General features: G+C 57.2%; 22 protein-coding genes. 13 read left to right on the forward strand and 9 right to left on the reverse strand.

Annotated features, from left to right (window positions below; genetic code table 11):
- Positions 1 to 8 precede the first annotated feature (8 nt).
- The 4 genes from PFY00_RS14585 to PFY00_RS14600 are packed head-to-tail and all read right to left on the reverse strand — an operon-like array spanning position 9 to position 3874.
- Positions 9 to 1037 carry an extracellular solute-binding protein gene (locus tag PFY00_RS14585; RefSeq protein WP_271433315.1) on the reverse strand — a complete coding sequence of 343 codons (1029 nt, stop codon included), beginning with the start codon at positions 1035 to 1037 and terminating at the stop codon, positions 9 to 11.
- A 16-nt stretch (positions 1038 to 1053) separates the two neighbouring features.
- Positions 1054 to 1860 carry an ABC transporter permease gene (locus tag PFY00_RS14590; RefSeq protein ID WP_271433316.1) on the reverse strand — a complete coding sequence of 269 codons (807 nt, stop codon included), beginning with the start codon at positions 1858 to 1860 and terminating at the stop codon, positions 1054 to 1056.
- Positions 1857 to 2783, reverse strand: coding sequence for an ABC transporter permease (locus PFY00_RS14595; RefSeq protein ID WP_271433317.1), 927 nt, complete (start codon positions 2781 to 2783; stop codon positions 1857 to 1859). Before PFY00_RS14595 ends, PFY00_RS14590 begins: the two co-directional genes overlap by 4 nt.
- Entirely contained in the window at positions 2783 to 3874 is a 1092-nt protein-coding gene (locus PFY00_RS14600; protein WP_271433318.1) for an ABC transporter ATP-binding protein, read from the reverse strand. The genes PFY00_RS14595 and PFY00_RS14600 overlap by 1 nt, the downstream gene beginning before the upstream one ends.
- 201 nt (positions 3875 to 4075) lie before the next feature.
- Here PFY00_RS14600 and PFY00_RS14605 point away from each other — a divergent pair, with 201 nt between their 5' ends.
- The 9 genes from PFY00_RS14605 to PFY00_RS14645 all read left to right on the forward strand — a co-directional run bounded on the left by PFY00_RS14605 (position 4076) and on the right by PFY00_RS14645 (position 14330).
- Positions 4076 to 5353 carry a flavin-containing monooxygenase gene (locus PFY00_RS14605; RefSeq protein ID WP_271433319.1) on the forward strand — a complete coding sequence of 426 codons (1278 nt, stop codon included), beginning with the start codon at positions 4076 to 4078 and terminating at the stop codon, positions 5351 to 5353.
- Between the two features lie 23 nt (positions 5354 to 5376).
- The gene (locus PFY00_RS14610; RefSeq protein WP_271433320.1) at positions 5377 to 5793 is read left to right on the forward strand and encodes a RidA family protein; all 417 of its coding nucleotides are present in this window, start codon (positions 5377 to 5379) and stop codon (positions 5791 to 5793) included.
- On the forward strand, positions 5790 to 6464 hold the full coding sequence (locus tag PFY00_RS14615; RefSeq protein ID WP_271433321.1) for a DUF1028 domain-containing protein: 675 nt from the start codon (positions 5790 to 5792) through the stop codon (positions 6462 to 6464). Before PFY00_RS14610 ends, PFY00_RS14615 begins: the two co-directional genes overlap by 4 nt.
- Before the next feature lie 33 nt (positions 6465 to 6497).
- On the forward strand, positions 6498 to 7991 hold the full coding sequence (locus tag PFY00_RS14620; protein ID WP_271433322.1) for an aldehyde dehydrogenase: 1494 nt from the start codon (positions 6498 to 6500) through the stop codon (positions 7989 to 7991).
- A gap of 13 nt (positions 7992 to 8004) precedes the next feature.
- Positions 8005 to 8943, forward strand: coding sequence for a LysR family transcriptional regulator (locus PFY00_RS14625; RefSeq protein WP_271433323.1), 939 nt, complete (start codon positions 8005 to 8007; stop codon positions 8941 to 8943).
- A 98-nt stretch (positions 8944 to 9041) separates the two neighbouring features.
- Positions 9042 to 11111, forward strand: a complete 2070-nt coding sequence (locus tag PFY00_RS14630; protein ID WP_271433324.1) for an oxidoreductase — start codon at positions 9042 to 9044, stop codon at positions 11109 to 11111.
- Positions 11111 to 12445, forward strand: a complete 1335-nt coding sequence (locus PFY00_RS14635; RefSeq protein ID WP_271433325.1) for a pyridoxal phosphate-dependent decarboxylase family protein — start codon at positions 11111 to 11113, stop codon at positions 12443 to 12445. The genes PFY00_RS14630 and PFY00_RS14635 overlap by 1 nt, the downstream gene beginning before the upstream one ends.
- Positions 12446 to 12447: 2 nt before the next feature.
- Positions 12448 to 13584 carry an acetylornithine deacetylase gene (argE, locus tag PFY00_RS14640; protein WP_271433326.1) on the forward strand — a complete coding sequence of 379 codons (1137 nt, stop codon included), beginning with the start codon at positions 12448 to 12450 and terminating at the stop codon, positions 13582 to 13584.
- Between the two features lie 95 nt (positions 13585 to 13679).
- Positions 13680 to 14330 carry a GntR family transcriptional regulator gene (locus tag PFY00_RS14645; RefSeq protein WP_271433327.1) on the forward strand — a complete coding sequence of 217 codons (651 nt, stop codon included), beginning with the start codon at positions 13680 to 13682 and terminating at the stop codon, positions 14328 to 14330.
- On the opposite strand, the gene PFY00_RS14650 is transcribed toward PFY00_RS14645, so the two are convergent.
- Positions 14323 to 15024 (reverse strand): type 1 glutamine amidotransferase, encoded by a 702-nt coding sequence (locus PFY00_RS14650; RefSeq protein ID WP_271433328.1) that lies wholly within the window; start codon positions 15022 to 15024, stop codon positions 14323 to 14325. The two genes, PFY00_RS14645 and PFY00_RS14650, sit on opposite strands and share 8 nt — an antisense overlap.
- Before the next feature lie 84 nt (positions 15025 to 15108).
- Here PFY00_RS14650 and PFY00_RS14655 point away from each other — a divergent pair, with 84 nt between their 5' ends.
- From PFY00_RS14655 to PFY00_RS14670, 4 genes are all read left to right on the forward strand, one after another.
- Complete coding sequence (locus PFY00_RS14655) at positions 15109 to 16362, forward strand: cytochrome P450 (RefSeq protein WP_271433329.1); 1254 nt, start codon at positions 15109 to 15111, stop codon at positions 16360 to 16362.
- Positions 16363 to 16371: 9 nt separating this feature from the next.
- A complete protein-coding gene (locus PFY00_RS14660) occupies positions 16372 to 17652 on the forward strand; it encodes a type I glutamate--ammonia ligase (RefSeq protein ID WP_271433330.1) in 1281 nt (426 codons plus the stop codon).
- 228 nt (positions 17653 to 17880) lie between these two features.
- Positions 17881 to 18465, forward strand: coding sequence for an HNH endonuclease (locus PFY00_RS14665; protein WP_271433331.1), 585 nt, complete (start codon positions 17881 to 17883; stop codon positions 18463 to 18465).
- 169 nt (positions 18466 to 18634) lie between these two features.
- Positions 18635 to 20443, forward strand: coding sequence for a M10 family metallopeptidase C-terminal domain-containing protein (locus tag PFY00_RS14670; protein WP_271433332.1), 1809 nt, complete (start codon positions 18635 to 18637; stop codon positions 20441 to 20443).
- A 60-nt stretch (positions 20444 to 20503) separates the two neighbouring features.
- Here PFY00_RS14670 and PFY00_RS14675 read toward each other — a convergent pair whose 3' ends face one another.
- The 4 genes from PFY00_RS14675 to PFY00_RS14690 form a co-directional block, all read right to left on the reverse strand.
- A complete protein-coding gene (locus PFY00_RS14675) occupies positions 20504 to 20995 on the reverse strand; it encodes a bactofilin family protein (protein WP_271433333.1) in 492 nt (163 codons plus the stop codon).
- The gene (locus tag PFY00_RS14680; RefSeq protein ID WP_271433334.1) at positions 20985 to 22295 is read right to left on the reverse strand and encodes a M23 family metallopeptidase; all 1311 of its coding nucleotides are present in this window, start codon (positions 22293 to 22295) and stop codon (positions 20985 to 20987) included. Before PFY00_RS14680 ends, PFY00_RS14675 begins: the two co-directional genes overlap by 11 nt.
- Positions 22296 to 22473: 178 nt before the next feature.
- On the reverse strand, positions 22474 to 23289 hold the full coding sequence (locus tag PFY00_RS14685) for a ferritin-like domain-containing protein (protein WP_271433335.1): 816 nt from the start codon (positions 23287 to 23289) through the stop codon (positions 22474 to 22476).
- A gap of 60 nt (positions 23290 to 23349) precedes the next feature.
- On the reverse strand, positions 23350 to 23811 hold the full coding sequence (locus PFY00_RS14690) for a peroxiredoxin (protein WP_271433336.1): 462 nt from the start codon (positions 23809 to 23811) through the stop codon (positions 23350 to 23352).
- Positions 23812 to 23839 lie beyond the last annotated feature (28 nt).

The following is a 23839-nucleotide window of genomic DNA, read 5'->3' on the forward strand; positions in this document are numbered from 1 at the left end:
CCTGCAGATCAGTTCTTGAGGTTGGTCCAGATCTGATCGTAGACCGCCTGAGTTGCCTGATCGCAAACGGCGATGAACGCCCCGGCGCCTGCCGTTTCCGGTGGATTTGCCTCAGGCAGGGTCGCAAGATCGGGATCGAGGAACTCTTCGGCCCCTGTCACACCCAATCCGTAGCGCGCATAATTTGAAACCGCGGCGATGTTTTCCGGCTCAAGCAGGAAATCCATGAACTTGATCGCACTGTCGCGGTTGGGGGCGTCCTTCAAAAGCACGACGTTGTCCATCCAGACCACATAGCCCTGCGTCGGGAAGGCATAGGTGATCGAGGCACGTTCTTCGCGCGCCTTGGCGCTGAAGCCGTCATAAATCATGCCGACAGACACGTCACCGGACAACAGAACTTCTTTCGCGGTGTCCGAGTTGAACGACGCCCAGTGGGTCTTGGCGTTCTGAAGCATGTCATTCAAAGCGCTCAGGCGGTCGCGGTCCGTGTCACACTGCGGAAAGCCCATGTGCAACGCGGCAAGCGCCATGACTTCACCCTGACTGTCGAGCATGTTGATTTTGCCCGAAAGTTCCTCGGGCGGGTTGAACAACAGGTCGGTGGTGTTGATCTCGCCGTCATAGTCTTCGGTGTTTACCGAGAAAGAGGTGGAACCCCACTGATAGGGGATCGAATGCTTGCGGCCCGGATCGAACGAAGGATCGGCCCATGCGGACGCGATATTGCCCTTGTTGGTCAATTCGCCATCTGCAATCGTGTCGAGCAGGCCTTCGCCAGCCATGATCTGAACCATATAATCGCCGGGCACGGCAACGTCATACGTGCCCATGCCGCCCGCCTTCAAAGAGGCCAGCATCGCTTCGTTGGAATCGTAGGTGTCCATCGTCACCTTGATCCCGGTTTCCGCCTCGAACTTTTCCAGCAGTTCCGCGGGCATGTATTCAAACCAGTGATAGATAACGAGCTCGCCTTCGGCGGCGGCTGAATTGGCAAGAAGCGCCAAGGCCATTGCGGATGATGTTAACAGTTTCATTTTTAACTCCCTGTTTCTATTGTGTATTGTTTCGCTTGGATACGAAGTACGACAGCGTCACCATCACGATCGAGAAGCCCAGAAGCATCGTTGAGATCGCCATGATGTTGGGCTTTAGCCCTTGTTTCACCGAACCAAAGATCGCTGTGGGAAGGGTTTCTACACCGGCCCCTTTCACGAAATTGGTGATGATGAAATCGTCGAGGCTGACAATGAAGGCCAGCAGGAAACCAGAGATGATACCGGGCATCATCAATGGCAAAAGAATGCGCCGAAAGGCCTGTGCCCGCGTTGCGTAAAGATCCATCGCTGCATGTTCGTAGGTGTCTTCAATGCCTTGCATGCGGGCTTGGATCGGCAGGTAGGCAAAGGGAATGCAAAACGCGATATGGGCCACAAGGATCGTCATGTAGCCACGGGTGAACCCGATCGAATTGAAAAAGATCAAAGTCGCCACGGCGAGTACGATCTCTGGCACCATGATTGGCAGGGTTATCAGCCCCAGCGATGGGGTCCGAAGTCGGAATTTTCCGCCTCGGACAATCGCGGTGGCGGCCGCGGTGGCAATCGCCGTGGCCAATGTCGCCGCGATCAGCGCGATCGAAAAGGAGTTCAGAGCGGCCTGCTTGAACTTGGCGCTTTCGGGGCCGACGAAAACTTCGGCGTACCAGCGCAGGGACAGACCCTCCCAGACGGTCAGTGATCGCGAGGCGTTGAAGGAATAGACCGTCACAACGATCAAGGGCGCATAGAGCACGACCAGACACAGAATGGTCATGAACCGAAAGCCGGTATAGGTCCTCACATCCGTCTTGGCGCTCATGCTGAAGCCTCCGCCCGGCGCTGTTGATGGGCAAAGATCATCAACAGGATCAGAACCATGCTCAGCAGGATCATCGAGGCCGCCGCACCAAAGGGCCAGTTGCCCGCGTTGCCTTTGAATTGCTCTTCGATCAACGAGCCAATCATGAAGTTCTTGGCACCGCCCAGAAGGTCAGGCGCAAGAAAGGCGCCAAGACTGGGTACAAAGACAAGGATGCAACCGGCGATGACCCCGGGCCGCACCGCAGGCAGCACGATGCGGCGCAGGGTCGTCCATTTGGTGGCGTAGAGATCAGCGGCGGCTTCGGACATGGAAAAGTTGTAGCGTTCAACCGCCGCATAGATCGGCAAAACCATGAATGGCAGATAGCTGTAGAACAGCCCCAGCTGCACGGCGAGGTTTGTATTGATGATCTGCAGCGGCTCGGCGATCAGGCCGATGTTCAGCAAAAAGTCGTTCAGCGGACCTTCGTCGCGGAGCAGGAATTTCATGGAAACCGTGCGGATCAGCAAGTTCACCCAATAGGGGATTGTGATCAGGAACACCCAAAGTGCTCGGGTTTTGGCCGGGCGCGTTGCGATATAGTAGGCCGTGGGAAAGCCGATCAGCAATGACAGGATCGTTGCCAGCCCTGCCTGCCAGATTGAGCGCCAGAATATGGTGATATAAGTCCATTGCAGTTTCGGTTCGCTATCGCCGAAAAGCCCGCGATCGAAAAAGAACTGGTCATAAGCGGCCAGTGTCGGATCCCAGATCACCCCGCCGCGAAATTCCTTGGTCAGGAACGAATAGATCACCATGACGCAGACCGGAGCGAGCACAAAGACACCCAAAACCGCCCAGGATGGCATCAAGAGCCAATGGCGCGCGCGGGCGTAGGTATCTGACGCGGTCGAGCCGCCCGGGGCCGCGCCGCCTGCCATCAGTCAACCAACAGGCGCGCCGCACCTGTTTCCATATTGACGTAGGCCCGACTGCCGGGTTCGAAAATTCGTTTATTTCCTCGTTCTGTATTGGAAGTGCGCACTGTGATTTTAGGCCCGCCATCCACATCCATGATCGTGGTGATGTCTGTACCGATATAGATATTCTCGGCGACTGTGCCTTTCAGGCTGCTGCCTTCGATCCCCTGATCGGACAAAAGCAGCCTTTCGGGTCGAATGGACAAGTGCACCCTTGCGCCCACATCAACACCGTCCACGGCATCACAGCTCAGCGCGTGATCGCCGCTGATGCGGCACTCGGCCCGCCCGTTTGTCACCTTGTCGACAGATACTTCGAGCAGGTTGGTGTCGCCGATGAAGTCAGCCACAAACATGTTGCGCGGCTTTTCATAGATTGCGCGTGCATCGCCCAACTGCTGCAGCTCGCCTGCTGACATCACAGCGATGCGGTCGGACATTGTCAGCGCTTCTTCCTGGTCGTGGGTGACGAAAATGAAGGTGATCCCGGTTTCGCGCTGAATGTGCTTGAGTTCGATCTGCATCGCCTTGCGCAGCTTCAGATCGAGCGCTGACAGCGGCTCGTCCAGCAGCAGAACCTTGGGGGAGGGTGCCAGCGCACGGGCCAGCGCCACGCGCTGTTGCTGTCCGCCTGAAAGCTGTGCGGGTTTGCGGCCCGCAAATTGTGACAACTGCACCAACTCCAGCATTTCGCCAGCACGTTTTGCCGCTTCCTTGCGGCTGCTGCCTTTCATTTCCAGCCCAAATCCGACGTTTTCGAGCACAGACATATGGGGAAACAGCGCGTAGTTCTGAAACACCGTGTTCACCGGGCGCTTGTGCGGTGGCAGGTTTTCGATCTCGTCTCCGAACAGAAATATCCCGCCTTCTGTCACATCCTCAAAACCGGCGATCATCCTAAGGAGCGTGGTTTTCCCGCAGCCAGACGGGCCCAGAAGGGTAAAAAACTCATTGTCGCGGATTCCCAAAGAGATCTGCTGCAGGGCTGTGAAATCTCCGTAGCGCTTGACGGCATTGCGCACATCCACCGCGAGTTCCGCACTGCTGTTCATTTCCGTTCCCCGTTGGTTGACAGAAGCGTAGCGTCAATCTTCAGATTTTGTCACCTCGCAAATAGCGAAGGCTGGCTTAGGCGAAAGCTTATTTTTGAGTAGAAATATTAGCCACGTCCTAATCAGGGCTAATGCAGACTGTTCTTTTCGCTGGTGACACAAACAGCAATCTTGAGCGCAACCGCTCGGGAGGATTGACAGATGCCAGTGGAAAAAATTGACACGCTCGTTGTCGGCGCTGGGCAGGCGGGTATCGCGCTTTCTGAACATCTGGCCGCGCTTGGCGTGCCTTTCTTGGTGCTGGAGAAGAACCGCATCGCCGAAGCATGGCGCACGTCACGCTGGGATGCGCTGGTTACCAATGGCCCGGTTTGGCATGACCGTTTCCCAAACCTTGAATTTACCGGTAACGCGCCGGATGAATTCGTAAACAAAGATCGCGTCGCCGCTTACATCGAAGAATACGCCGAAATGGTTCAAGCGCCGGTCCGAACCGGCGTTACTGTGCACAGCGCAGAGCGGATCAAGGGCCGCGGCGGGTTCCGCGTTGAAACCTCGCAAGGTGCTATCGAAGCGACACGCATCGTTTCCGCGACAGGGGCCTTTCAGATACCGGTCATTCCCCCCGTCGTTCCGCAAGACACCAAGGTCGCGCAGATCCATTCGGCCGCATACCGAAATCCCGAACAGCTTGCCGACGATGCCATCATGGTCGTCGGGGCCGGGTCCTCGGGTGCGCAGATCGCCGACGAACTGAACAGGGCCGGTCGCAAGGTGTTTTTGTCCGTTGGCCCCCACGAGAGACCACCGCGCCGCTATCGCGGGCGGGATTTCGTCTGGTGGTTGGGGGTTCTGGGCCTTTGGGACATGGCCGCGCAAGAGCCGGGAACAGAGCACGTCACGATCTCGGTCAGTGGTGCCTATGGCGGGCAGACCATGGACTTTCGCAGGTTGGGCGGCGAAGGCGTCACCTTGGTGGGGCGCACCGAAGGGTTCGCGGATGGCGCGCTGCACTTTGCCGATGACGTCCGCAAGAACATTGACGCTGGCGACGACAACCACGCAAAATTGCTGGATGCCGCTGACGCCTATGCCGAGACAATGGGCCTTGATTTGCCGCCCGATCCCGATGCGCGCAAGAAGTGGCCTGATCCCGACAGCCTGATCTCTCCGCTTACTTCGCTCAATCTTGAGGCCGAAGGCATCAGCACGATCATCTGGGCGACCGGGTACAAACAGGACTTCGGGTGGCTCAAGGTTGATGCCTTTGACGAAAACGGGGCGCCGGTTCACCAGCGTGGCGTTTCCAAGGAACCGGGCGTGTACTTTCTCGGGCTGCCTTGGCAGTCGCGCCGGGGCTCCACCTTTCTGTGGGGTGTTTGGCATGATGCCAAATTCGTCGCGGATCAGATTGCCATTCAAAGGGCATATGCCGACTATGACGGTGAAGCGGCGGTTGTCACCGCTGCGGCCGAATAGCCCAGCAAGGAAACGGAAGACCTATGGCGCATACTCGCATTCGAAAATTCAACACGCGCGAAACCTATCCTGAACAGAACCTGGACAACGATCTGTGTCAGGCGGTTGTCACGCAGGGCGGCAAGACCGTCTGGCTGCGCGGGCAATGCCCGCAAAATCTCGATGATGCGCAAAACATCGACAGCCATGATCCGGTGGTCCAGACCCACAAGGTCATGCAGAACATTCGCCAATTGATAGAAGAGGCAGGCGGTTCCATGGAACACCTCGTCAAAGTCGTTGTCTACATCACGGACGTTCGCCATCGCGAAGCGGTGTACCGAACGATGGGTGAATACATCAAAGGTGTTCATCCTGTTTCTACTGGATTGGTCGTGCAGGCACTGGCGCGGCCCGAATGGCTGGTGGAAATCGACGGCACCGCGGTGATCCCGGAATGACGTTCTCATTGGTCGCGCGCTGCGCGGAAACAGGCATGTTCGGATTGGCGATTGCTTCGTCCTCACCCGCTGTTGCGGCACGCTGCGCCTATGCACGCGCCGGTGTCGGGGCCGTTGCCTCGCAAAATGTCACGGATCCGACGCTTGGTCCTTTTGCGCTGGACCTGATGCAGGGTGGGATGAGCGCCGCCGAAGCCATTTCCGGTGTTCGCGATCAGGGCAGGTTCATCGAATACCGGCAGGTTCTGGCCGTGGACAAACATGGCAACACAGCGATCCATTCCGGGCCGAATTCGCTGGGTATCTGGACGCAGGCGCAGGGGCCGGACGTGGCATCGGGTGGCAACCTTCTGGCCAACGAGACCATTCCGCAGGCAGTGGTGGACGGCTTTCTGAGCAGCACCGGACATATCGGGGATCGGCTGATCGCCGCGATGCGCGCCGGACTGTCCGCTGGCGGAGAGGCAGGGCCTGTCCACTCGGCCGGGATGTTGATTGTCGACAAGGTTGCCTGGCCGGTGGCTGATCTGCGCTGCGACTGGACCGAAGATTGTCCGATCGAAAACATCGCGGCGGCATGGGACATCTACAAGCCGCAACTCGAAGCTTATGTTCAACGGGCTTTGGACCCGCGCGAGGCGCCATCCTATGGCGTTCCCGGCGACGAATAAGACGGCGACGAATAAGACAAGGAGGTCATGAAGATGGACTATACCAGAGCCGATTGGGCCAAGCGCGCGTCCGGGCTGACGTTTCGAAGTCAGGCTTTTATCGGCGGCAAGTTCGTCGACGCGATTTCGGGGGAAACCTTTCAATCGATCAATCCGGCGACAGACGCCGTTTTGGCCGATGTCGCCTCTTGCGGTGCAGCCGATGTGGACCGGGCTGTGACTGCGGCCCGGTCTGCGTTTGAGGCCGGTGTTTGGTCGCGGGTCGACCCCGGTCACCGCAAAGCAGTCTTGTTGAAGCTGGCCGATCTCATCCGTGAAAATCTCGAAGAATTTGCGCTGCTCGACAGTCTGGATATGGGAAAACTTGTGACCGATGCAGCGACAATTGACGCGCCCGGTTCGGCCCAATTCTTCCAGTGGTATGCGGAAGCCATCGACAAGGTCTATGACGAAGTGGCGCCGACCGGGCCCGGTGATCTTGCGTTGGTGTCTCGGGTGCCTCTGGGTGTTGTCGGGGCTGTGACCCCGTGGAACTTCCCGCTGGATATGGCGACGTGGAAAGCCGCGGCAGCCCTGGCCGCGGGCAATTCTGTGGTGCTGAAACCTGCCGAGCAATCGCCGCTTTCGGCCCTGCGTCTTGCGGAACTGGCCGTCGAAGCGGGGGTGCCTGATGGTGTGTTCAATGTCGTGCCCGGCTATGGCCACACAGCCGGTCAGGCGTTGGGAATGCACAACGATGTGGATTGCCTCGCCTTTACCGGCTCGACGGCGATCGGCAAGAAATTCATGGAATACTCCGGCCAGTCGAACATGAAACAGGTCTGGCCGGAAACCGGTGGCAAGAGCCCCAATCTTGTGTTTGCAGATTGCGAAAATCTGGATGCGGCTGCGGATATGGCGGCATTTGGCATCTTCTTTAACCAAGGCGAAGTCTGCTCGGCCAATTCGCGGCTCTATGTTGAACGTTCGATCAAGGACGCCTTTGTCGACAAGCTCATTGAGCGAGCGCAGGGCATGCAGCCGGGCGATCCTTTGGATCCTGCCTCGAAAATGGGGGCTATGGTGGACCGCACCCAGACCGAGGGTGTCATGCGCTTTATCGAGGCCGGAAAGCAAACGGCCAGATTGGCGACAGGCGGCGAACAGGTGCAGGTTGACGGCAAAGGCTGCTTTGTGCAGCCGACAATCTTTGATGACGTGGCGCATGAAGACCCATTGGCGCGGGATGAAATATTCGGACCCGTGCTCTCGGTCATTCCTTTTGACAGCGAGGACGATGCCATACGCATGGCCAATGACAGCATCTATGGCCTTGCGGCATCTGTCTGGACAGACAACCTTGGGCGCGCCTTACGGGTGTCCGATCGGTTGATGGCAGGAACCGTTTCGGTGAACACTGTTGATGCGCTCAGCGCTATGACGCCATTTGGCGGGATGAAACAATCGGGTTTCGGGCGGGATCTGTCGCTGCACAGCTTTGACAAATACACCGCGCTAAAAACGACTTGGATCAAATACGCGACCTAGCCATAGTCTTCCCATGGCATTGCGTTTCACTCTTCGACAGCTCGAATACTTCGTCACCGTTGGCGAACAAGGATCGATTGCGCAGGCCAGCGCGATGGTGAACGTATCTTCGCCCTCAATTTCCGCTGCGATTTCCCAACTGGAAGAAGAGTTTGGCCTGCCGCTGTTCGTGCGCAAGCACGCCCATGGTCTGAGCCTGACACAGGCGGGACGACAATTCATGGAGCAGGCCCGCAAGGTTCTGGCTGAGGCCGACAGTCTGAATGGTCTCGCGCTTGCCATTTCCGGGAAGGTGCAGGGCCCGCTCAACGTCGGATGTCTGCTGACCTTCGCGCAGGTTTTGCTTCCGGCCATTCGGCGCGGGTTTCAAAACAAATATGTCGACGTGCAGGTGACGCAGATCGAATGCGATCAGCAAACCCTGATCGAGAAGTTGAGGCGCGCAGAGATCGATGTCGCACTGACCTATGATCTGGAAGTTCCGCCCGATCTTGATTTTGTCCCACTCAGATCACTGCCGCTCTATGCCGTGGTCTCTGCTGATCATCCACTGGCCAGCCGCAAAACCGTGTCGGCCAAGTCTCTGGTCGAATATCCCATGGTGCTGCTGGATCTGCCGATCAGCCGAAACTACTTTATGAGCGCTTTTGAACAGGCGGGGGTCACGCCGACCATTGCGGAACGGACGCGGGATATGGCCGTAATGCGGTCTTTGGTCGCCAATGGATTTGGATTCTCAGTGGCCAACATCCGCCCACATTCGGATTTGTCGCCGGACGGGCGGGCGCTACGGTTCATCCCGCTCGAAGGGGGGCTGCGTCCGCTGAATCTGGGTTTCATTCTGCCGGACGGTGCTCGAAATATTCTGTCGGTTGATGCCTTCGTCGATCATGCCTCACAGACGATCGCCGGCTGGGGCTACCCGGGGCTGTCCCTTGTCAGCGAAGGTTAAGCCCTTCCTAACTCACGCTTCCGTATCCATGACTTTAGCCTAATCCCCAAATCTGTCACCACTAGGCCAGAGCCCATCCCTTGAAGGAGTAGTTTCCCGTGCGTGATCCCCGCTACGACATTCTTTTCGAGCCGATGCAGATCGGGCCCGTCACGGCCAAGAACCGTTTCTATCAGGTCCCCCACTGCAACGGCGGCGGCTATCGCGATCCGTCTGCGGCGGCTGCGATGCGCGGGACCAAGGCCGAAGGCGGATGGGGGGTCATTTTCACCGAACAATGCGAGATGCATCATTCGTCCGAGATTGCCCCCTTTATCGAACTGCGTCTGTGGGAAGACAAAGACATCCCGATGCTGCGCAAGATGTCGGAAAAAATGAAGGAATACGGCGCCTTGGCGGGCATTCAGCTGGCCTATTCGGGGGTGAACGGGCCGAACCTATACAGCAAGGAAGTGCCGCTGGCGGTGTCGGCCCAGCCCATTCGCACCTTTACCAATGATCCGGTTCAGGCACGGGCTTTGGACAAGAGCGATATCCGCGATTTGCGGCGCTGGTTCGTGAATGCAGCCAAGCGTTCAAAGAATGCGGGATTTGATCTGATTTGTCTCTACGGAGCCCATGGTTTCGGGATCTTTCAACACTTCCTGAGCCGCGCAACAAATCACAGGACCGATGAATACGGTGGGAGCCTCGAAAATCGCGCACGTTTCGTGAACGAAGTGGTCGCAGACATTCGGGATGCAGTGGGTGATACCATGGGGCTTACTCTGCGGGTGTCTTTGGACGAAACCATCGGTGAGCTGGGCTTTTCCAATGCCGAAGTGCGCGAATTCGTTGAGATGAATCGCAATCTTCCTGACTTGTGGGATCTTGCTCAGGGCACTTGGGAAGACTGCTCAGGTCCGTCGCGGTTCAAAGAAGAAGCCGCGCAGCATGCGCTGGTCAAAGGCATTCACGAACTGACCGACAAACCGATTGTCGGGGTGGGCCGTTTCACCAGCCCGGATGTTATGGCCAAGATGGTTAAAACGGGGACACTGGATTTCATTGGCTGTGCCCGCCCATCGATTGCGGATCCCTTCCTGCCCAAGAAGATAGAAGAAGGGCGGGTCGAGGACATTCGCGAATGTATCGGATGCAACATTTGCATCACCGGAGACATGACTATGTCGATCAGTCGGTGCACGCAAAACCCGACATTCATGGAGGAATGGCGCAAGGGCTGGCACCCGGAGCGCATGAATACCAAAGGCGACAGCTCGAACGTACTGGTTGTCGGCTCTGGTCCGGCCGGTCTCGAAGCGGCCCGGGCCTTGGCGGAACGCGGCTATGATGTTGCGCTGGCCGAAGCAACGCGGCAACTGGGTGGGCGGGTTGCCCGGGAACGCCAGCTTCCGGGCCTGAGTGCTTGGGGCAGGGTTGCAGACTACCGCGAATACCAACTCAGCCAGAAAGCCAATGTTGAGACTTATTTCGACAGTGAACTGGATGCGTCCAGTATTCTGGAATTCGGGTTTGAAAACGTCTGTATTGCAACGGGCGCAAAGTGGCGGCGCGATGGTGTCGCCCGCCAGCACGTGGTCCCGTTTCCAACCAGCGAAGCGATGCCGATTTTTACACCCGATGACCTGATGGATGGCGCTGCGCCCTCGGGCCATGTCGTGATTTATGATGACGATCACTATTACATGGGCGGCGTCATGGCAGAGTTGCTGATCCAGAAAGGATGCCGCGTGACGCTTGTAACGCCCGCTGCCTATGTCAGCGAGTGGACGCTCAACACCTTGGAGCAGCACGAAATCCATCGTCGCTTGGCACAAATGGGTGTTGTGATCGAATTGAATCGCGGGGTGACCGCGATCGCCGCGGATCACGCCGTGACAAACTGCATGTTCACCGAACAGCTGCGCGAGATCGAGTGCGATGCCGTGTTGTTGGTCAGTGCAAAGCTCGAAAACAACGCGGTTTTCAACGACCTGAAATCACGCGAAGCGGAATGGGCTGATGCCGGTATCAAGTCGGTCAAGCTGATTGGGGATGCCAATGCCCCCGGGCCGATCGCCTGGGCCACCTATGCCGGGCATCGCTATGCCCGCGAACTCGACACAGCCGATATTGGTGATGCCTTGCCGTTCCGCCGCGAAATCGCGGAACTGGCGATTGATTGATGGCGGTCTTTTCATTTCCCGAAAGCGAAGTAGACCGCATACTGAGCTGGACACAGGATCGCATTCTTAACGGTCCTGACCCGACGCACGGCGCGCAAAGCCACGCGGAACTCGAACCTGTTCTGGGCGGTTCCATCACCGAAGAGGGCATGGGCGCGGATGCGGCCTTTGCGTTGTTCACCGAAACCATCGTGCCATCGACACGGCCATTTGGGCATCCGACTTCGCTCAGCTTTGTTGCATCGGCCCCCAATCCAGCCGCACTCAGTTTTGATGCGGCGCTGGGGGCCACCGGGATTTTCGCGGGCAACTGGGATGGTGGGGCTGGGGCCATCCATGCAGAAAATCAGGCGCTGCGATGGCTGGCCGATCTGGCAGGATGGGGCGATCAGGCTGGCGGCGTCTTTGTCGCCGGCGGAACGCTGGGCAACCTCAGTGCGCTGCATGCCGCGCGCAGCTGGAAGGATCAGCGCGCCCCACGTCAGGGGCGGCCCGCCATCCTATGCTCAAAAGAAGCCCATAGCTCTATTGCTGCGGTTGCTCGGGTGATGGACGTGGATCTGATCGAAGTTCCATCCGATGCCGCAGGCCGGATGAGCGCCGAGGCGGCACGGCAAGCCTATGAGCCGCGTGTCTTTGCCATTGTCGCGAACGCTGGCGCGACCAACTCTGGCGCGGTTGACGATATCGCGGGATTGGCCGATCTGGCTGAGGATCATGCGCTTTGGCTTCATCTGGACGGTGCCTATGGGTTGGCCGCACTGGCCGATCCCGGCACACGTCCTGTTTTCGATGGGATTGACCGGGCGCACAGCTTTATTGTCGATCCCCACAAATGGTTGTTTGCACCCTATGACAGTTGCGCGTTGGTTTACCGTAACGCTGCGGATGGCGCGAATGCGCATGGGCAAAGCGGGCCTTATCTCGACGTGGTGGACAAGACCCATTGGAACCCGTCCGACTATGCGCTGCATCTGACCAGACGGGCGCGGGGGTTGCCGCTTTGGTATGCGCTGGCGACCCATGGCACCCGCGCTTATGGCAAAGCGATTGCCCAGACAGTCGCCACCGCGCGCGCCATTGCGGACGGGCTGGATGCTATGCCCAGGGTCGAGCGAATTCTGGGCCCGCAGCTTTCGGTGATCCTGTTTCGCCCGACCGAACTAAGCGATGCCGAGATGGACGAATGGGCTGAAATCCATCGCCGCTCCGGTGCGTTGCTTTGTCTGCCGACAGTCTGGCGGGGTGAAAAGGTGTTTCGCTTGTGTATTGTGAACGCAGACACCAGCGCAGATGAAGTGTTGTCCGTTCTGCGCAGCCTGAGCAGGGAATAGACATGTCGCGCACTTTGGAACTGCTGGACCGGCTGATTGCCTTTCCAACGGTCAGTCACACCAGCAATCTGGATCTGATCGACTGGGCGCATGGCTTGTTGCGCGACGCCGGATTTGCGGTGACACCTATTCCGTCTGCGGATGGCAGCAAGGCCGGGCTGCATGCCCGCATTGGGCCAGAGGGACCGGGGGGGATTTGCCTGTCGGGACACACGGACGTGGTGCCCACGGACGGGCAACACTGGACCCGCGATCCGTTCACCCTGACAGGCACTGACACACATGTCTTTGGGCGTGGCACCACGGATATGAAAGGGTTTCTCGCCTCGACTCTGGCCTTGGCCGAACGAGCAGGCAACCAGCCCCTCAATGCGCCGCTGAGCCTCGTGCTGTCCTATGATGAAGAGGTGGGCTGCGTTGGCATTCAGCACATGCTGCCCGCATTGGCGCCGCTGCTCGGGCAGCCACGTCTGGTGGTCGTGGGTGAGCCGACTTCCATGCAGGTCGCAACAGGCCACAAGGGCAAGGCGGCCTTCGACGTCACCTGTCACGGACAGGCAGGGCACAGTGCACTTGCACCCGCGTTTGTGAATGCAATCCACGTCGCCGCAGATTTTGTTCAGCGCATCCGCGCACTGCAGGACCGCGTGGCGTGCGCTGCAAAAGATGATGCCTACAGCATTCCGTATTCCACGCTGCACGTCGGGCAGATCCGTGGCGGGCGGGCGTTGAATATCGTGCCGGATCAGGTGACGCTGGCCATGGAAGCCCGTCATCTTGCTGAAACACCGTTGCAGGACATCAAAACCGAAATTCAGGCCATCGCCGATCAGGTCAGTATCGGTTATCCCGATGTTCCGCCGCTGACGGTCGAACAGATCACGGCCTATCCCGGTCTTGAAACGGACGCTGCGGGAGATGCAGTTTGTTTGGCTCAGGCGCTGGCTGGCAGCGCAAAAACCACCAAGGTTCCATTTGGAACTGAGGCAGGTTTTTTCGCCGAACTTGGTCTGGACACCGTGGTTGTCGGGCCGGGGGATATGTCTACGGATGGGCACAAGCCGGACGAAGGTTTGCGCAAGACCGAGCTTTCTGCCTGTGACGCAATGATGGACCGGGTGCTGCAAGCGCTTTGCTAGTTGCAAATGCCGGTTCCATTCCGGCGCTATCCTGCGGTCACCCGGCGGTCTGATTATCGGATGACATGCCCGGACAGCTGTAGCAGACTGCGCGCATGGCCAATCAGACAACCTACGTTATTGAAACGATAATACAGCGGATTGATCAGGGTACCTATCTTCCGGGGCAGGTGCTCGATGAAACGGGTATCGCCGAAGAGCTGGGCGTTTCCCGAACACCGGTGCGCGAAGCGTTTATTCGGCTGGAGTCTGACGGTTTGATCCTGCGTGGCGGGCGCCGGGGCGCCAAGCTGTTCAAACCGGACACCAACGAGTTCCTGCAGATCCTTGAGCTTCACGCCACACTGGAAGCGCAGGCCGCAGAGCTGGCCGCGCGGCGCGCCACCGACGAAACGGCAGCCCGTCTGGATGAAAATATCAAGGCATCGGAACGCCATCTGGCGGCGCATGGGGATGCTGCGCATCGCGAATACTATCAGCTTAACCTGCAATTTCACGAAATCATCATTGATGCGGCGGCCAACCCCTATCTGAGCGAGATGATCAAACTGACGGCCAGAAAACTGATGGCCTATTACCGAAACCGCTATGCATTCAAAGGGGCCACAGCGGCATCGGTCAGCGAACACAAGACGATCAGCGCCTATATCAAATCAAAGGATGCGCTGGCCGCGCGCGGCGCGATGAAGCAGCATTTTGAATATGGCCTCGATACGGTAATGGATTTGTTGGCCGCTGCTAATTGACCGCCTGTTCAAAGAAAGCGGCGATGCTGTGGGAATAGGCCAGATTGTCATCTGTCTGCTTCATTGATGATTTGGCTTTGGCAGCAACCTCAGGCCCCAGCGCGTCCCTGAATTCATCTACCAGAGCTTTGAAGAAATCCGCCGTCATTTCCGGGTGGTTTTGCGAGGTGTAAATGCGGTTGTCTATGGCAAACCCGGCGCAGGGCACGCCATCGGCTTTTGCGATGATCCGGGCCTTTGGGGGCAGGGCGGTGACCTGTTCTTTGTGGGCGGCGAACTGGCGGTACTGTTCGCCCAATTTAGACATCCACGGTTGCGGATCGGTGATCCGGCAGTGTTCCAGCCCAAAGCTCCATCCGTGTGGATTGGCCTCCACTTTGCCGCCCAGAGCCAGCGCAATAGCCTGATGTCCATAGCACGCCCCGTAGATCGGCAGGTCGGTTGTTCTGATCACATCCAGCAGCCGCGCGACCCACGTTTCGGGATCATGGACTGAAGCTGGGCTGCCGGTGATGATGAGGCCGTCAAAACCTTCGAGGGTCGCTGGGAATTCGTTCTGATGCACCAGAAAGACCGAGCATTCCCAATCGGGCCGAACCGTCTGCACCATTTTGGTGAACTTCTCGCCATCCAGCGGATGGCTGCGGGCAAAGTCTGAGAGATCCGTGTTTGTGACCAGTATTGCCAGGTGCATGACAGGTTCCGTTTGACATGTGCATATTTATAGGTTTGCATAATATACATTAAATGCCAGCGGCAAGCAAAGGAATGGCATTCGATGTCGATGTGGGCGCCAGATGATGACGGATATGCTGATATTGTCAGCCACGACACCTATTCGAATGGCGTTCCGCACAATACATTCGCCCGTCTTCGACGCGAAGACCCGGTCCACTGGACCGAGTGGGATGGGGGCGAGCCGTTCTGGTCCATTACCCGCAACGCGGACATTTCCCAGATGAACGGAAACGCCAAGGTTTTTTCGTCTGCTCAAGGCATCCGCATCGAAGATCAAACGCGTGAGGAATACCTCGCCCGGCGCACCTTTCAGGAGACCGATGCACCGGAACACCTGATGACCCGCATGAAGGTCTTCAAGGCTTTTGCCAAAACCTCAGTCGCCAGTTTCTCAAAGGACATTGTCGATCTGTGTGGTCCGATCCTCGACAAGGCACTGGCGCAAGGCACTTTCAATGCAACGCGCGAAATCGCCCGCGAATTGCCCATGCGTATGTTGGGCCGGATCATGGGGCTGCCCGAAAGCGATCTCGATTGGTTGGTCGAAAAGGGCGATGCCCTGATGGCCAATTCGGACCCGGATTTCACCGATCATGTTGTTGATCAGCTAAAGACCGACGAATACCGCCTGATGCCGTTCAATTCGCCCGCCGGGGCCGAACTCTATGGCTATGCAAAAGAACTGATGGAGCAAAAGGCCAAGGCCGGCGATACCAATGGTATCCTGCACATGATCCTGAAGCCGGCCAAAGATGGATCGGTCATCTCCGAAGCCGAGTTTCGCAACTTCTTTTGTCTTCTCGTGGCCGCCGGAAACGACACGACGCGGTATTCGATCGCGGCGGGCATTCATGCGATCAGTCAAAAGCCCGAGCTTTTGCGGCAGATGCAAACCGAAGATGTCTGGGATACGGCTGCCGACGAAATCATCCGCTGGGCCACGCCCGCGACCTATTTCAGGCGCACCTGCACGCAAGATACGGTGGTCCACGACAAGACGATCCGGGCTGGCGACAAGGTTGTGTATTGGTGGTGCTCGGCCAACCGCGATCCTGACGCGATCGAGGATCCGTTTCGGATCAATCTGAAGCGGACAAAGAATAACCATTTGTCTTTCGGGCAGAACGGCCCGCACGTCTGTCTGGGCATGCATCTTGCCCGGCTCGAAATTCGCATCCTGATGCAAGAACTTGCCCGGCGGCTAAAATCCATAGAACCTGCCGGTGACGTGCAGTTCCTGCGCTCCAACTTCGTGGGCGGGATCAAACACCTTCCGGTCACGGTTCAGCTTTAAGGACACACCATGCCAAACAGACTCCGCGCCCTTTTCTGTGATGGCCTCAGCATGATGCGAGGCAAGTACCTGCCGCCCAGCAAATTCGGAGATGCCAGCACACGGTTTGCCGTTGCGACCTTTGCCGTTCACTACGACCGCGATTTGTTGCTGGACGCGCCCGGCGCCAAGGTGCGCGAAGGCTGCCCGGACATGGAGCTGCGTTGGCGCGGGGAAGATGTGCGGGACAGCTGGGAAGACGGCGGCAAGATCGTGCTGGGTGACCTCTATGGCGGCGATGGTGAGCCACTGAGCCTTTGCCCGCGCGGCGCTTTGAAAAGGGCGGTTGCGGATTGGACGAGCATGGGATTCACGCCCAAAGTCGGCATCGAGCTAGAGGCATTCGCCCTGCAGATCGGCGAGGATGGCACGCTTCGCCCCTATGACACCCCGGGCGCTATCGTTTATGGCACGGGCCTCTTTGCAGACCCGCTCGGGTTCAATGATCGCATTTGGGAAATGGCCGACCAGATGGGATTCAACCTCGACCTAATCACCAGTGAATACGACACGCCGCAATTCGAATACACGCTGACCTTTGACGATGCCGTCAAAGCGATTGATGACATCGTTCTGTTCCGCCTCATGGCGCGGGAAATCGCGTTTGAGCACGGCATCTTGCTTAGCTTCCTGCCCAAGCCAATTGCCGATGCAGGTGGGTCGGGTATGCATATCAATTTCTCATTTACCGATGCGGAAGGGCGCAATGCCATTACCAACGCCGCCCAAGATGGCCTGAGCGATTTGGCAAAAGGCTGCGTTGCGGGATTGTTGCGCCACCACAAGGGGTTGGCTGGGCTCATTGCACCAAGCGTCAATTCTTATGAACGTCTGCAACCTGCCTCGTTGGCCGGGTACTGGCAAAACTGGGGTGGCGACCACCGCAACGTGACAATCCGGACCAGCAGTGCGGGCGACAAAGCCCGCCTCGAGCACCGGATGGCGGACGCCAGTGCAAATCCATACACGGCCACCGCGGCGGTTCTGCAGGCAGCAAGGCTGGGCGTGCTGAACGGCCATGATTTGCCGCCGATGGAAACCGGTGACGGTTTTGAGCACACCGACGCAGAGACAGGCGTTGGTGCTGATCTGGCTGAAGCGATAGCAGACCTGAAGGCGGACACAGCATTGACGAGCGCTGTGGGCGACGATCTCGTGGCCAATCACATCTACATGAAAGAAAATGAGGTGGAAAAAACCCGCGGGCTGGAAGGCAGCGCGTTGCGGGATTTCTACATCAACTTCATCTGAGACCGGATCACCGGGAATGCGCCGCCTAGGCGAAAGCGTGGGCTTGGCATAATGCTCTGCCTGCCTGTCTTTTGAGCGCTCGAACACAGCCGGATGCGCACCTGTGAACACATCATCTAGCGGGGGTTGTCAGGTCTGATCCCCGAGATATAGTGGTCGCAAAGCTGGGGCGGGGTTCCCCGCCTTGGTGTCGGTAACTGGCAGACAGGGCGAAGGACGAGTCCCCGCATGGATGGCGATTTCAGAACGAATTTTACCAAGGCCCCCGGAGCGTTGAAGCAGCACCCCGCCTTGGTCTTGAACGCGGACTACAGACCGCTTTCCTACTACCCGCTAAGCCTTTGGCCGTGGCAGGATGCGGTCAAGGCGGCGTTTTTGGACAGGGTCGATATCATAGCCGAATACGACGAGGTGGTGCGCAGCCCATCCATGACGCTGCGAATACCCAGTGTTGTTGTCCTGAAAGACTATGTGAAACCTCAAAAGCGCGTGGCCTTCACGCGCTTTAATTTGTTTTTGAGGGACGAATTTTGTTGTCAGTACTGCGGTGCAAAGGGGGATTTGACCTTTGACCATGTTGTTCCGCGCGCTGCAGGGGGCATCACCAGTTGGGAAAATGTCGTCGCAGCCTGTGCGCCGTGCAACCTGCGCAAAGGATCCAAGAGCCTGCGCCAATCCGGTCTTGCCCTGCGCAAACCGCCCCGCCGCCCCGGGTCACAAGAGCTTCTGAACATCGGCAGAAAGTTCCCGCCGAACCATCTGCATGAAAGCTGGATGGATTTTCTGTATTGGGATGCGGAGTTGGAGGCGTAATACCGCAAGGGTTGCTAAGGGTTTTTTGAATCACCTATAAGAAATAGCTAGCATTAGCGATGTTATCGACTTCTGAAAAATAGGTGTTTTTTTAGTGTTACCCCTTGGTTCTCCGATACTGCTCACTCAACCAGGCGCCAACCCTTCTTTCCAACCTGAAATCGCCCCATTGGGCGATGGAATTGTCGTTGTATGGAACCAGAATTTAGCCCAGCCGGTTTTGGGAGAAGTGAATTTTGGATTTGGCAACGAAGAATCGAATACCTTTTCGGACCCACAGGTCGCCAATGAGACCAGCGAAAACTATCAGACTTTTTCCGATGTCGACTCTGATGATGACAGGTTTGCTATCGTTTGGAGCCAAGGCGGCGGTTTTTTAGACACCAACGATACCTTTGTAAGGGTCTTTGCCGCTGACGGTACGCCCTTAACCTCGGAAATACGTGTAAACCAGAACGACACAGGTGGGCCAAGTCATCCGGAAGTGGCCTTCTTGGCAGATGGAACCTTTGTTGTCGTTTGGGAGAATTCAGGAGTTGATGGATCTGGAGCAGGGGTATCAGGACGACACTTTTCTGCCGATGGCACGCCGTTGGGCGATGAATTTACTATTCCCTCAGATAGCTCGCGGAGTGAGTTTGCTGTTTCAATAACAGCATTGGCTGATGGCGGGTTTGTGGTTGCTTGGTCCGTTTATGACTCTATTGCTGAACAACCTTCGGCAAATTTTCGTATTTTTGATGCCGATGCCGTTCCAATTGGACCAAGCCAAAACATTGATTTTCCAGAGTATTCAGATGACGCATCGACATACAGTGCTTACCGCCCTCGTGTTACCACTCTCAGTTCCGGTGACTTTGTCATAACCGGATTCTTTGATGATCGAACGGATGACTTCGGTCCTGGTTTGTTCCTAAGGCGCTTTTTGCCGGACGGGACGCTGGTTGATTGGGAAGGATCTTTTGTAACAGTAGGCGATACGTCTGGTTTCGTTCGGTTTCCGACAGTGCAGGCAACACCCGATGGTGGTGTGATTGTTGCTTTCAGTTTGCAGTCCGAGACATCTGATATCGCGCAGGTGGTTTTTTTCCGAACAGATGCTGACGGGGAATTGGTCTTTGCTGCGCCTATTAGTACCGGTGAACTCACTGATGCGAATGAGTATTTGTATGTTCGGCCTACTGTTGGTGAAGACGGCAGAGTGGTTTTTGTTTATCAGGGATTTGACAGTGATACGTCGCAAACTGATGTTTTGCTCAGGATATTTGAATCCGTCCTTTATGGAACGGAGAATGGTGGAATACTGCCCAATCTGCCTGGCGCACAGCGTTTCGAGGGGGGTATAGGCGACGATACAGTCGACTATACAGAAGCCTCTGGTCGCGTGCTTGCAGACCTGCAAATTGATCAAAGCGCCGCCGCATTCGCACGTTTCTTTGTGGATGGGGCCGGGGCGGGTGATGAATTTGTCAGCATTGAGCACGTGATTGGTGGGCGATTTGCCGACAATCTGCGCGGCGATGGCGGTGCGAACCTGCTGGCTGGTGGCGGATTTAGCGACAGGCTCTATGGCCGTTCGGGCAATGACACGCTGGACGGAGGCGCCGGGGCTGACGCGCTTTATGGTAATCTAGGCGCGGATGTTCTGACCGGCGGCGATGACAGCGCACGTGACCGGTTCATCTTTTTCAGCCTGTCTGAATCCACCCCGGAAGGGCGCGATACCATCACCGATTTCACCCCCGGAGAGGACCGGATCGAGATCAGTCGGATTGACGCTGATATCACCCAAGGCTTCCGTCAGGATTTTGATTGGATTGGTGATGATGCCTTGAGCGGGACAGCGGGAGAATTGGGCTATCGCACTGAGGGTGGCAATACCATTGTGCAAGCGGACGTCGACGGCGATGCGATCGCAGATTTCGAGATCGAACTGACGGGAACTCTGACACTTAGCGAAAGCGACTTCCTGCTATGAGGCCAGAACAGAAAAAGGCGCCCCGGGGGCGCCTTTTCAATGCGTGCTGTGCAAAGCAGCTTATTCTGCAGCAGGTGCCGCTTGTGGCTTGGCTGCGCCCTTGCCGCCGGTGAGCGGATCATCCTGACGCTGAACCGACCCTTCGAAATGGGCGCCGGATTCAATCGCGATTGTCTTATGGATGATGTCGCCTTCGACGCGCGCTGTCGCTGTCAGGCGGACCTTCAGGCCACGCACCCGGCCAACCACGCGGCCGTTTACAACAACATCGTCAGCGATGACTTCGCCTTTGATGGTCGCGGACTCACCAATTGTCAGCAGGTGGGCACGAATGTCGCCTTCAACGGTGCCTTCGACCTGAATGTCGCCGGTTGTCTTGATGTTGCCCGTGATGTGCAGATCATTGGACAAAACAGACGCCGGCGGCTTGGCCTTGGGCGCGGAGGGTTTGAAATCTGTGTTCGGGCGCGGGGCCTCGGGCGCTGCGGGTTTAGCAGCGGTATCTTCGGGTTTGTTTGCACCCGGTTCATTTATTTTGCTTTTAGAAAACATCGTTCGCAGCCTTGATATAGATCATGGGGTTGACGGGTTTGCCGCCGACACGGACTTCGTAGTGCAGGTGGGTGCCAGTGGACCGTCCTGTGTTCCCCATATCACCTACGCGCTGTCCGCGCGATACCCTTTGTCCAACCTTAACGCGAATTTTGGACATGTGGGCGTAACGGGTCTCGATTCCGAACTCATGCTGGATTTTGACCAGACGGCCATAACCGGACGACCAACCGGCATGAATGACGACGCCATCGGCGGTGGAATAGATAGGTGTGCCGTGTGGCGCGGCGAAATCCGTACCAGCGTGCAAGCGGCCCCAGCGATAGCCGAAACCGGAAGTGAACCGGAAAGGATCGCGCAGTGGGCTCGCAAATGGCGCCTTCTGAGCCGCGATTCGATACAGGTTCAGCCGGTCCATCTGGCTCAGGATATTGTTCGCGCGGCGGGTATCTTCCGAAATTTCTTCGCCGCGGGTCGAGAAGGACAGGGGCGTCAGCGGTCCGCCTTGGCCCGAATAGCCTTTGCGGACCTGCCCAAGAATGCGGTCGGGATCCATTCCGGCCTTTTCGAACATTTTGTCGAGCGGCTTGACCGAAACGGTCATTGCTTCTTCGAGTTGGCGGAAGATCTTGTCGTTCTTGTCTTCCATCAGCTCGATTTCGGCCTGCATTTCTGCGGCCCGAACCAGCGCGGCCTGCGCGTCGGCCACGACCTTGTCGCGCTCTTCGGCGGTTCGCGCCAAAGCGGTCGACAGCATGTCGAGCGTGCCGTCCGCCTCGCCACCAGAGGCCAGTGCGGTACCACCGTCTTCGATCTGGGTTTCCAGAGCGGCCAGACGATCGGTGATCGCCTCGCGTTCTTTCATGGTGTCACGCAGGGTCACCTGGATCACGTCGATCCCTGTTTCCAGCTCGCGGCGGCGGGTCTCCGATTCCAGCAATTCGGACTGCATCAACGAGATCTGGCCCAGAGCGGCGTTAAAGCGTTCTTGCGCGGCCAGTGCTTCGGCTGTGCGGCGGTCGCGTTCGCCGGATAGCTCGTTCAGGCGTTGCTGATAGGTGATTTGTTCGCGTTTCGCCTGTTCGCGGTAGCTGCCCGCACCAATGCTGTCCATCAACAGGATCGCTGTCGCGATGATCGTCCAGCCCACAACCAGCGTACCGCCCGCAAAGGCAAGCGCTTGGGTTTCCGGCTTTAGACGAATGAAACGTGTGTCGTTGTCCGAACGCAGGAAAAGACGGCGCTCTGGAAAAAAGCGCTCGATGAGCGCATGTGTTTTTATTGCAAGACGTGTTCTCACGCGACCGTCCTTTTGACCCATCCCAAACGAGACCTCAGTTCCCCAACTGATGCCCGAACACCGGATTAGCCACCCATTCACGATTTCGCAAGTTTTTTGACCGCATGATTCGCCTTCCGCGGTGCAGCGTTGCCGAAATGGCAAAATTTCGCCTATTCAACAGGTTGGAATCTGCCGTTCATCCAGCAGCGGTCTCGGTCAATGGCCAATAGAAATCAGGCGGCAAACCCGCTTCGGCGCGCTTTTCTTCGTTGAACGGGGGCTTCAATGCACCGTGAAAATAGGTGCGCACGAGCGTGTGAAAGGCCTCTTTGGGGTCTTGCTCATGGCGCCCGCACAGAAAATGGAACCACTTGGATCCATAGGCCACATGACCGACTTCCTCTGCGTAGATGGTTTCAAGCGCTTCGACTGCGCTGGTGGCCTTGGCATTCTTGAAAATCTTTATCATTCCGGGGGTTACGTCGAGACCCCGGGCTTCCAGAACCATGGGCACCACAGCCAGGCGGCCCATGAAATCTTCGATCGTATCCTCGGCGGCACGCCACATTCCGGCATGGGCTGGCAGCGCACCATAATGGCTGCCCAGTTCTTCAAGACAATCGCACATCAGGTTGAAATGCTTGGATTCTTCATCGGCGGCCTTGACCCAGTCGTCGTAAAAACCCATCGGCATTTTGACATGCGCAAAGCGTGGAATGATGTCCCAGTGCAGATCAACCGCGTTGAGTTCGATATGCGCAACAGCGTGCAGCAGCGCGATCCGCCCCTGTTCACTGCCGGGTTTGCGTTTTGGCACGTCTCGCGGATCCAGAAGTTCCGGTCGCACGGGCCGGCTTGGCCTGAGCGGCGCGTCGGCAAGGCCGATCTGCAATGGTGTGTCAGCCTTGCGGGCTTCGAACCATTGTTTCGCATAGCGACGTGATTTCGCAGTTTTTTCCCGGCCATCAGCGGTGGTCAGGACATCGACAGCCATTTCGCACAAAGTCATCATGGCCGAACCTTTAGCGGTTGCACCGAAGTCTTTCAAAGCCTTCGGTGCGTTTGTTGGAACTTAAAGAGCGCGCACGGCGTCCAGTACAGCCTCGGCGTGGCCCGGTACTTTGACTTTGCGCCATTCCTGAACGATCCGTCCCTCTTCGTCGATCAAGAAGGTCGAGCGTTCAATGCCCATGAACTTCTTGCCGTACATGGATTTTTCTTTCCAAACACCGAAGTTTTCGCACAGATCGCTGCCTTCGTCGGAAATGAGCGGGACGCTCAAGGCTTTTTTGGCCATGAATTTTTCGTGAGAGGCAATGCTATCTTTCGAGACACCGAATAGCTTGCAGTTTGAGGCGGCAAATTCGGCTTGAAGCGCGGTGAAGGCTTCGTTTTCCTTGGTGCATCCGGACGTGTCGTCGCGCGGGTAGAAGAAAAGAACGAATTTTGATCCTTTCAAATCGGCAAGTGAGACATCACCTGACGTAGACGGCAGGGTGAAATCGGGGGCCATAACCAGTGCGGCATCAGACATGCGTGTTTCCTTGTGGCAGATCGTCTAT

Origin of the sequence: Thalassococcus lentus (genome assembly GCF_028023555.1) — a bacterium.
GTDB lineage: Bacteria > Pseudomonadota > Alphaproteobacteria > Rhodobacterales > Rhodobacteraceae > Thalassococcus_A > Thalassococcus_A lentus.

Excerpts from the sequence above, each read along its gene's own strand:
- PFY00_RS14635 (WP_271433325.1), top strand. The coding sequence starts at position 11,111 with ATGGCGGTCTTTTCATTTCCCGAAAGCGAAGTAGACCGCATACTGAGC.
- PFY00_RS14595 (WP_271433317.1), bottom strand. The coding sequence starts at position 2,783 with ATGGCAGGCGGCGCGGCCCCGGGCGGCTCGACCGCGTCAGATACCTAC.
- PFY00_RS14625 (WP_271433323.1), top strand. The coding sequence starts at position 8,005 with ATGGCATTGCGTTTCACTCTTCGACAGCTCGAATACTTCGTCACCGTT.
- argE (WP_271433326.1), top strand. The coding sequence starts at position 12,448 with ATGTCGCGCACTTTGGAACTGCTGGACCGGCTGATTGCCTTTCCAACG.
- PFY00_RS14600 (WP_271433318.1), bottom strand. The coding sequence starts at position 3,874 with ATGAACAGCAGTGCGGAACTCGCGGTGGATGTGCGCAATGCCGTCAAG.
- PFY00_RS14690 (WP_271433336.1), bottom strand. The coding sequence starts at position 23,811 with ATGTCTGATGCCGCACTGGTTATGGCCCCCGATTTCACCCTGCCGTCT.
- PFY00_RS14675 (WP_271433333.1), bottom strand. The coding sequence starts at position 20,995 with ATGTTTTCTAAAAGCAAAATAAATGAACCGGGTGCAAACAAACCCGAA.
- PFY00_RS14590 (WP_271433316.1), bottom strand. The coding sequence starts at position 1,860 with ATGAGCGCCAAGACGGATGTGAGGACCTATACCGGCTTTCGGTTCATG.
- PFY00_RS14685 (WP_271433335.1), bottom strand. The coding sequence starts at position 23,289 with ATGATGACTTTGTGCGAAATGGCTGTCGATGTCCTGACCACCGCTGAT.
- PFY00_RS14585 (WP_271433315.1), bottom strand. The coding sequence starts at position 1,037 with ATGAAACTGTTAACATCATCCGCAATGGCCTTGGCGCTTCTTGCCAAT.
- PFY00_RS14645 (WP_271433327.1), top strand. The coding sequence starts at position 13,680 with ATGGCCAATCAGACAACCTACGTTATTGAAACGATAATACAGCGGATT.
- PFY00_RS14605 (WP_271433319.1), top strand. The coding sequence starts at position 4,076 with ATGCCAGTGGAAAAAATTGACACGCTCGTTGTCGGCGCTGGGCAGGCG.
- PFY00_RS14615 (WP_271433321.1), top strand. The coding sequence starts at position 5,790 with ATGACGTTCTCATTGGTCGCGCGCTGCGCGGAAACAGGCATGTTCGGA.
- PFY00_RS14610 (WP_271433320.1), top strand. The coding sequence starts at position 5,377 with ATGGCGCATACTCGCATTCGAAAATTCAACACGCGCGAAACCTATCCT.
- PFY00_RS14650 (WP_271433328.1), bottom strand. The coding sequence starts at position 15,024 with ATGCACCTGGCAATACTGGTCACAAACACGGATCTCTCAGACTTTGCC.
- PFY00_RS14665 (WP_271433331.1), top strand. The coding sequence starts at position 17,881 with ATGGATGGCGATTTCAGAACGAATTTTACCAAGGCCCCCGGAGCGTTG.
- PFY00_RS14620 (WP_271433322.1), top strand. The coding sequence starts at position 6,498 with ATGGACTATACCAGAGCCGATTGGGCCAAGCGCGCGTCCGGGCTGACG.
- PFY00_RS14655 (WP_271433329.1), top strand. The coding sequence starts at position 15,109 with ATGTCGATGTGGGCGCCAGATGATGACGGATATGCTGATATTGTCAGC.
- PFY00_RS14660 (WP_271433330.1), top strand. The coding sequence starts at position 16,372 with ATGCCAAACAGACTCCGCGCCCTTTTCTGTGATGGCCTCAGCATGATG.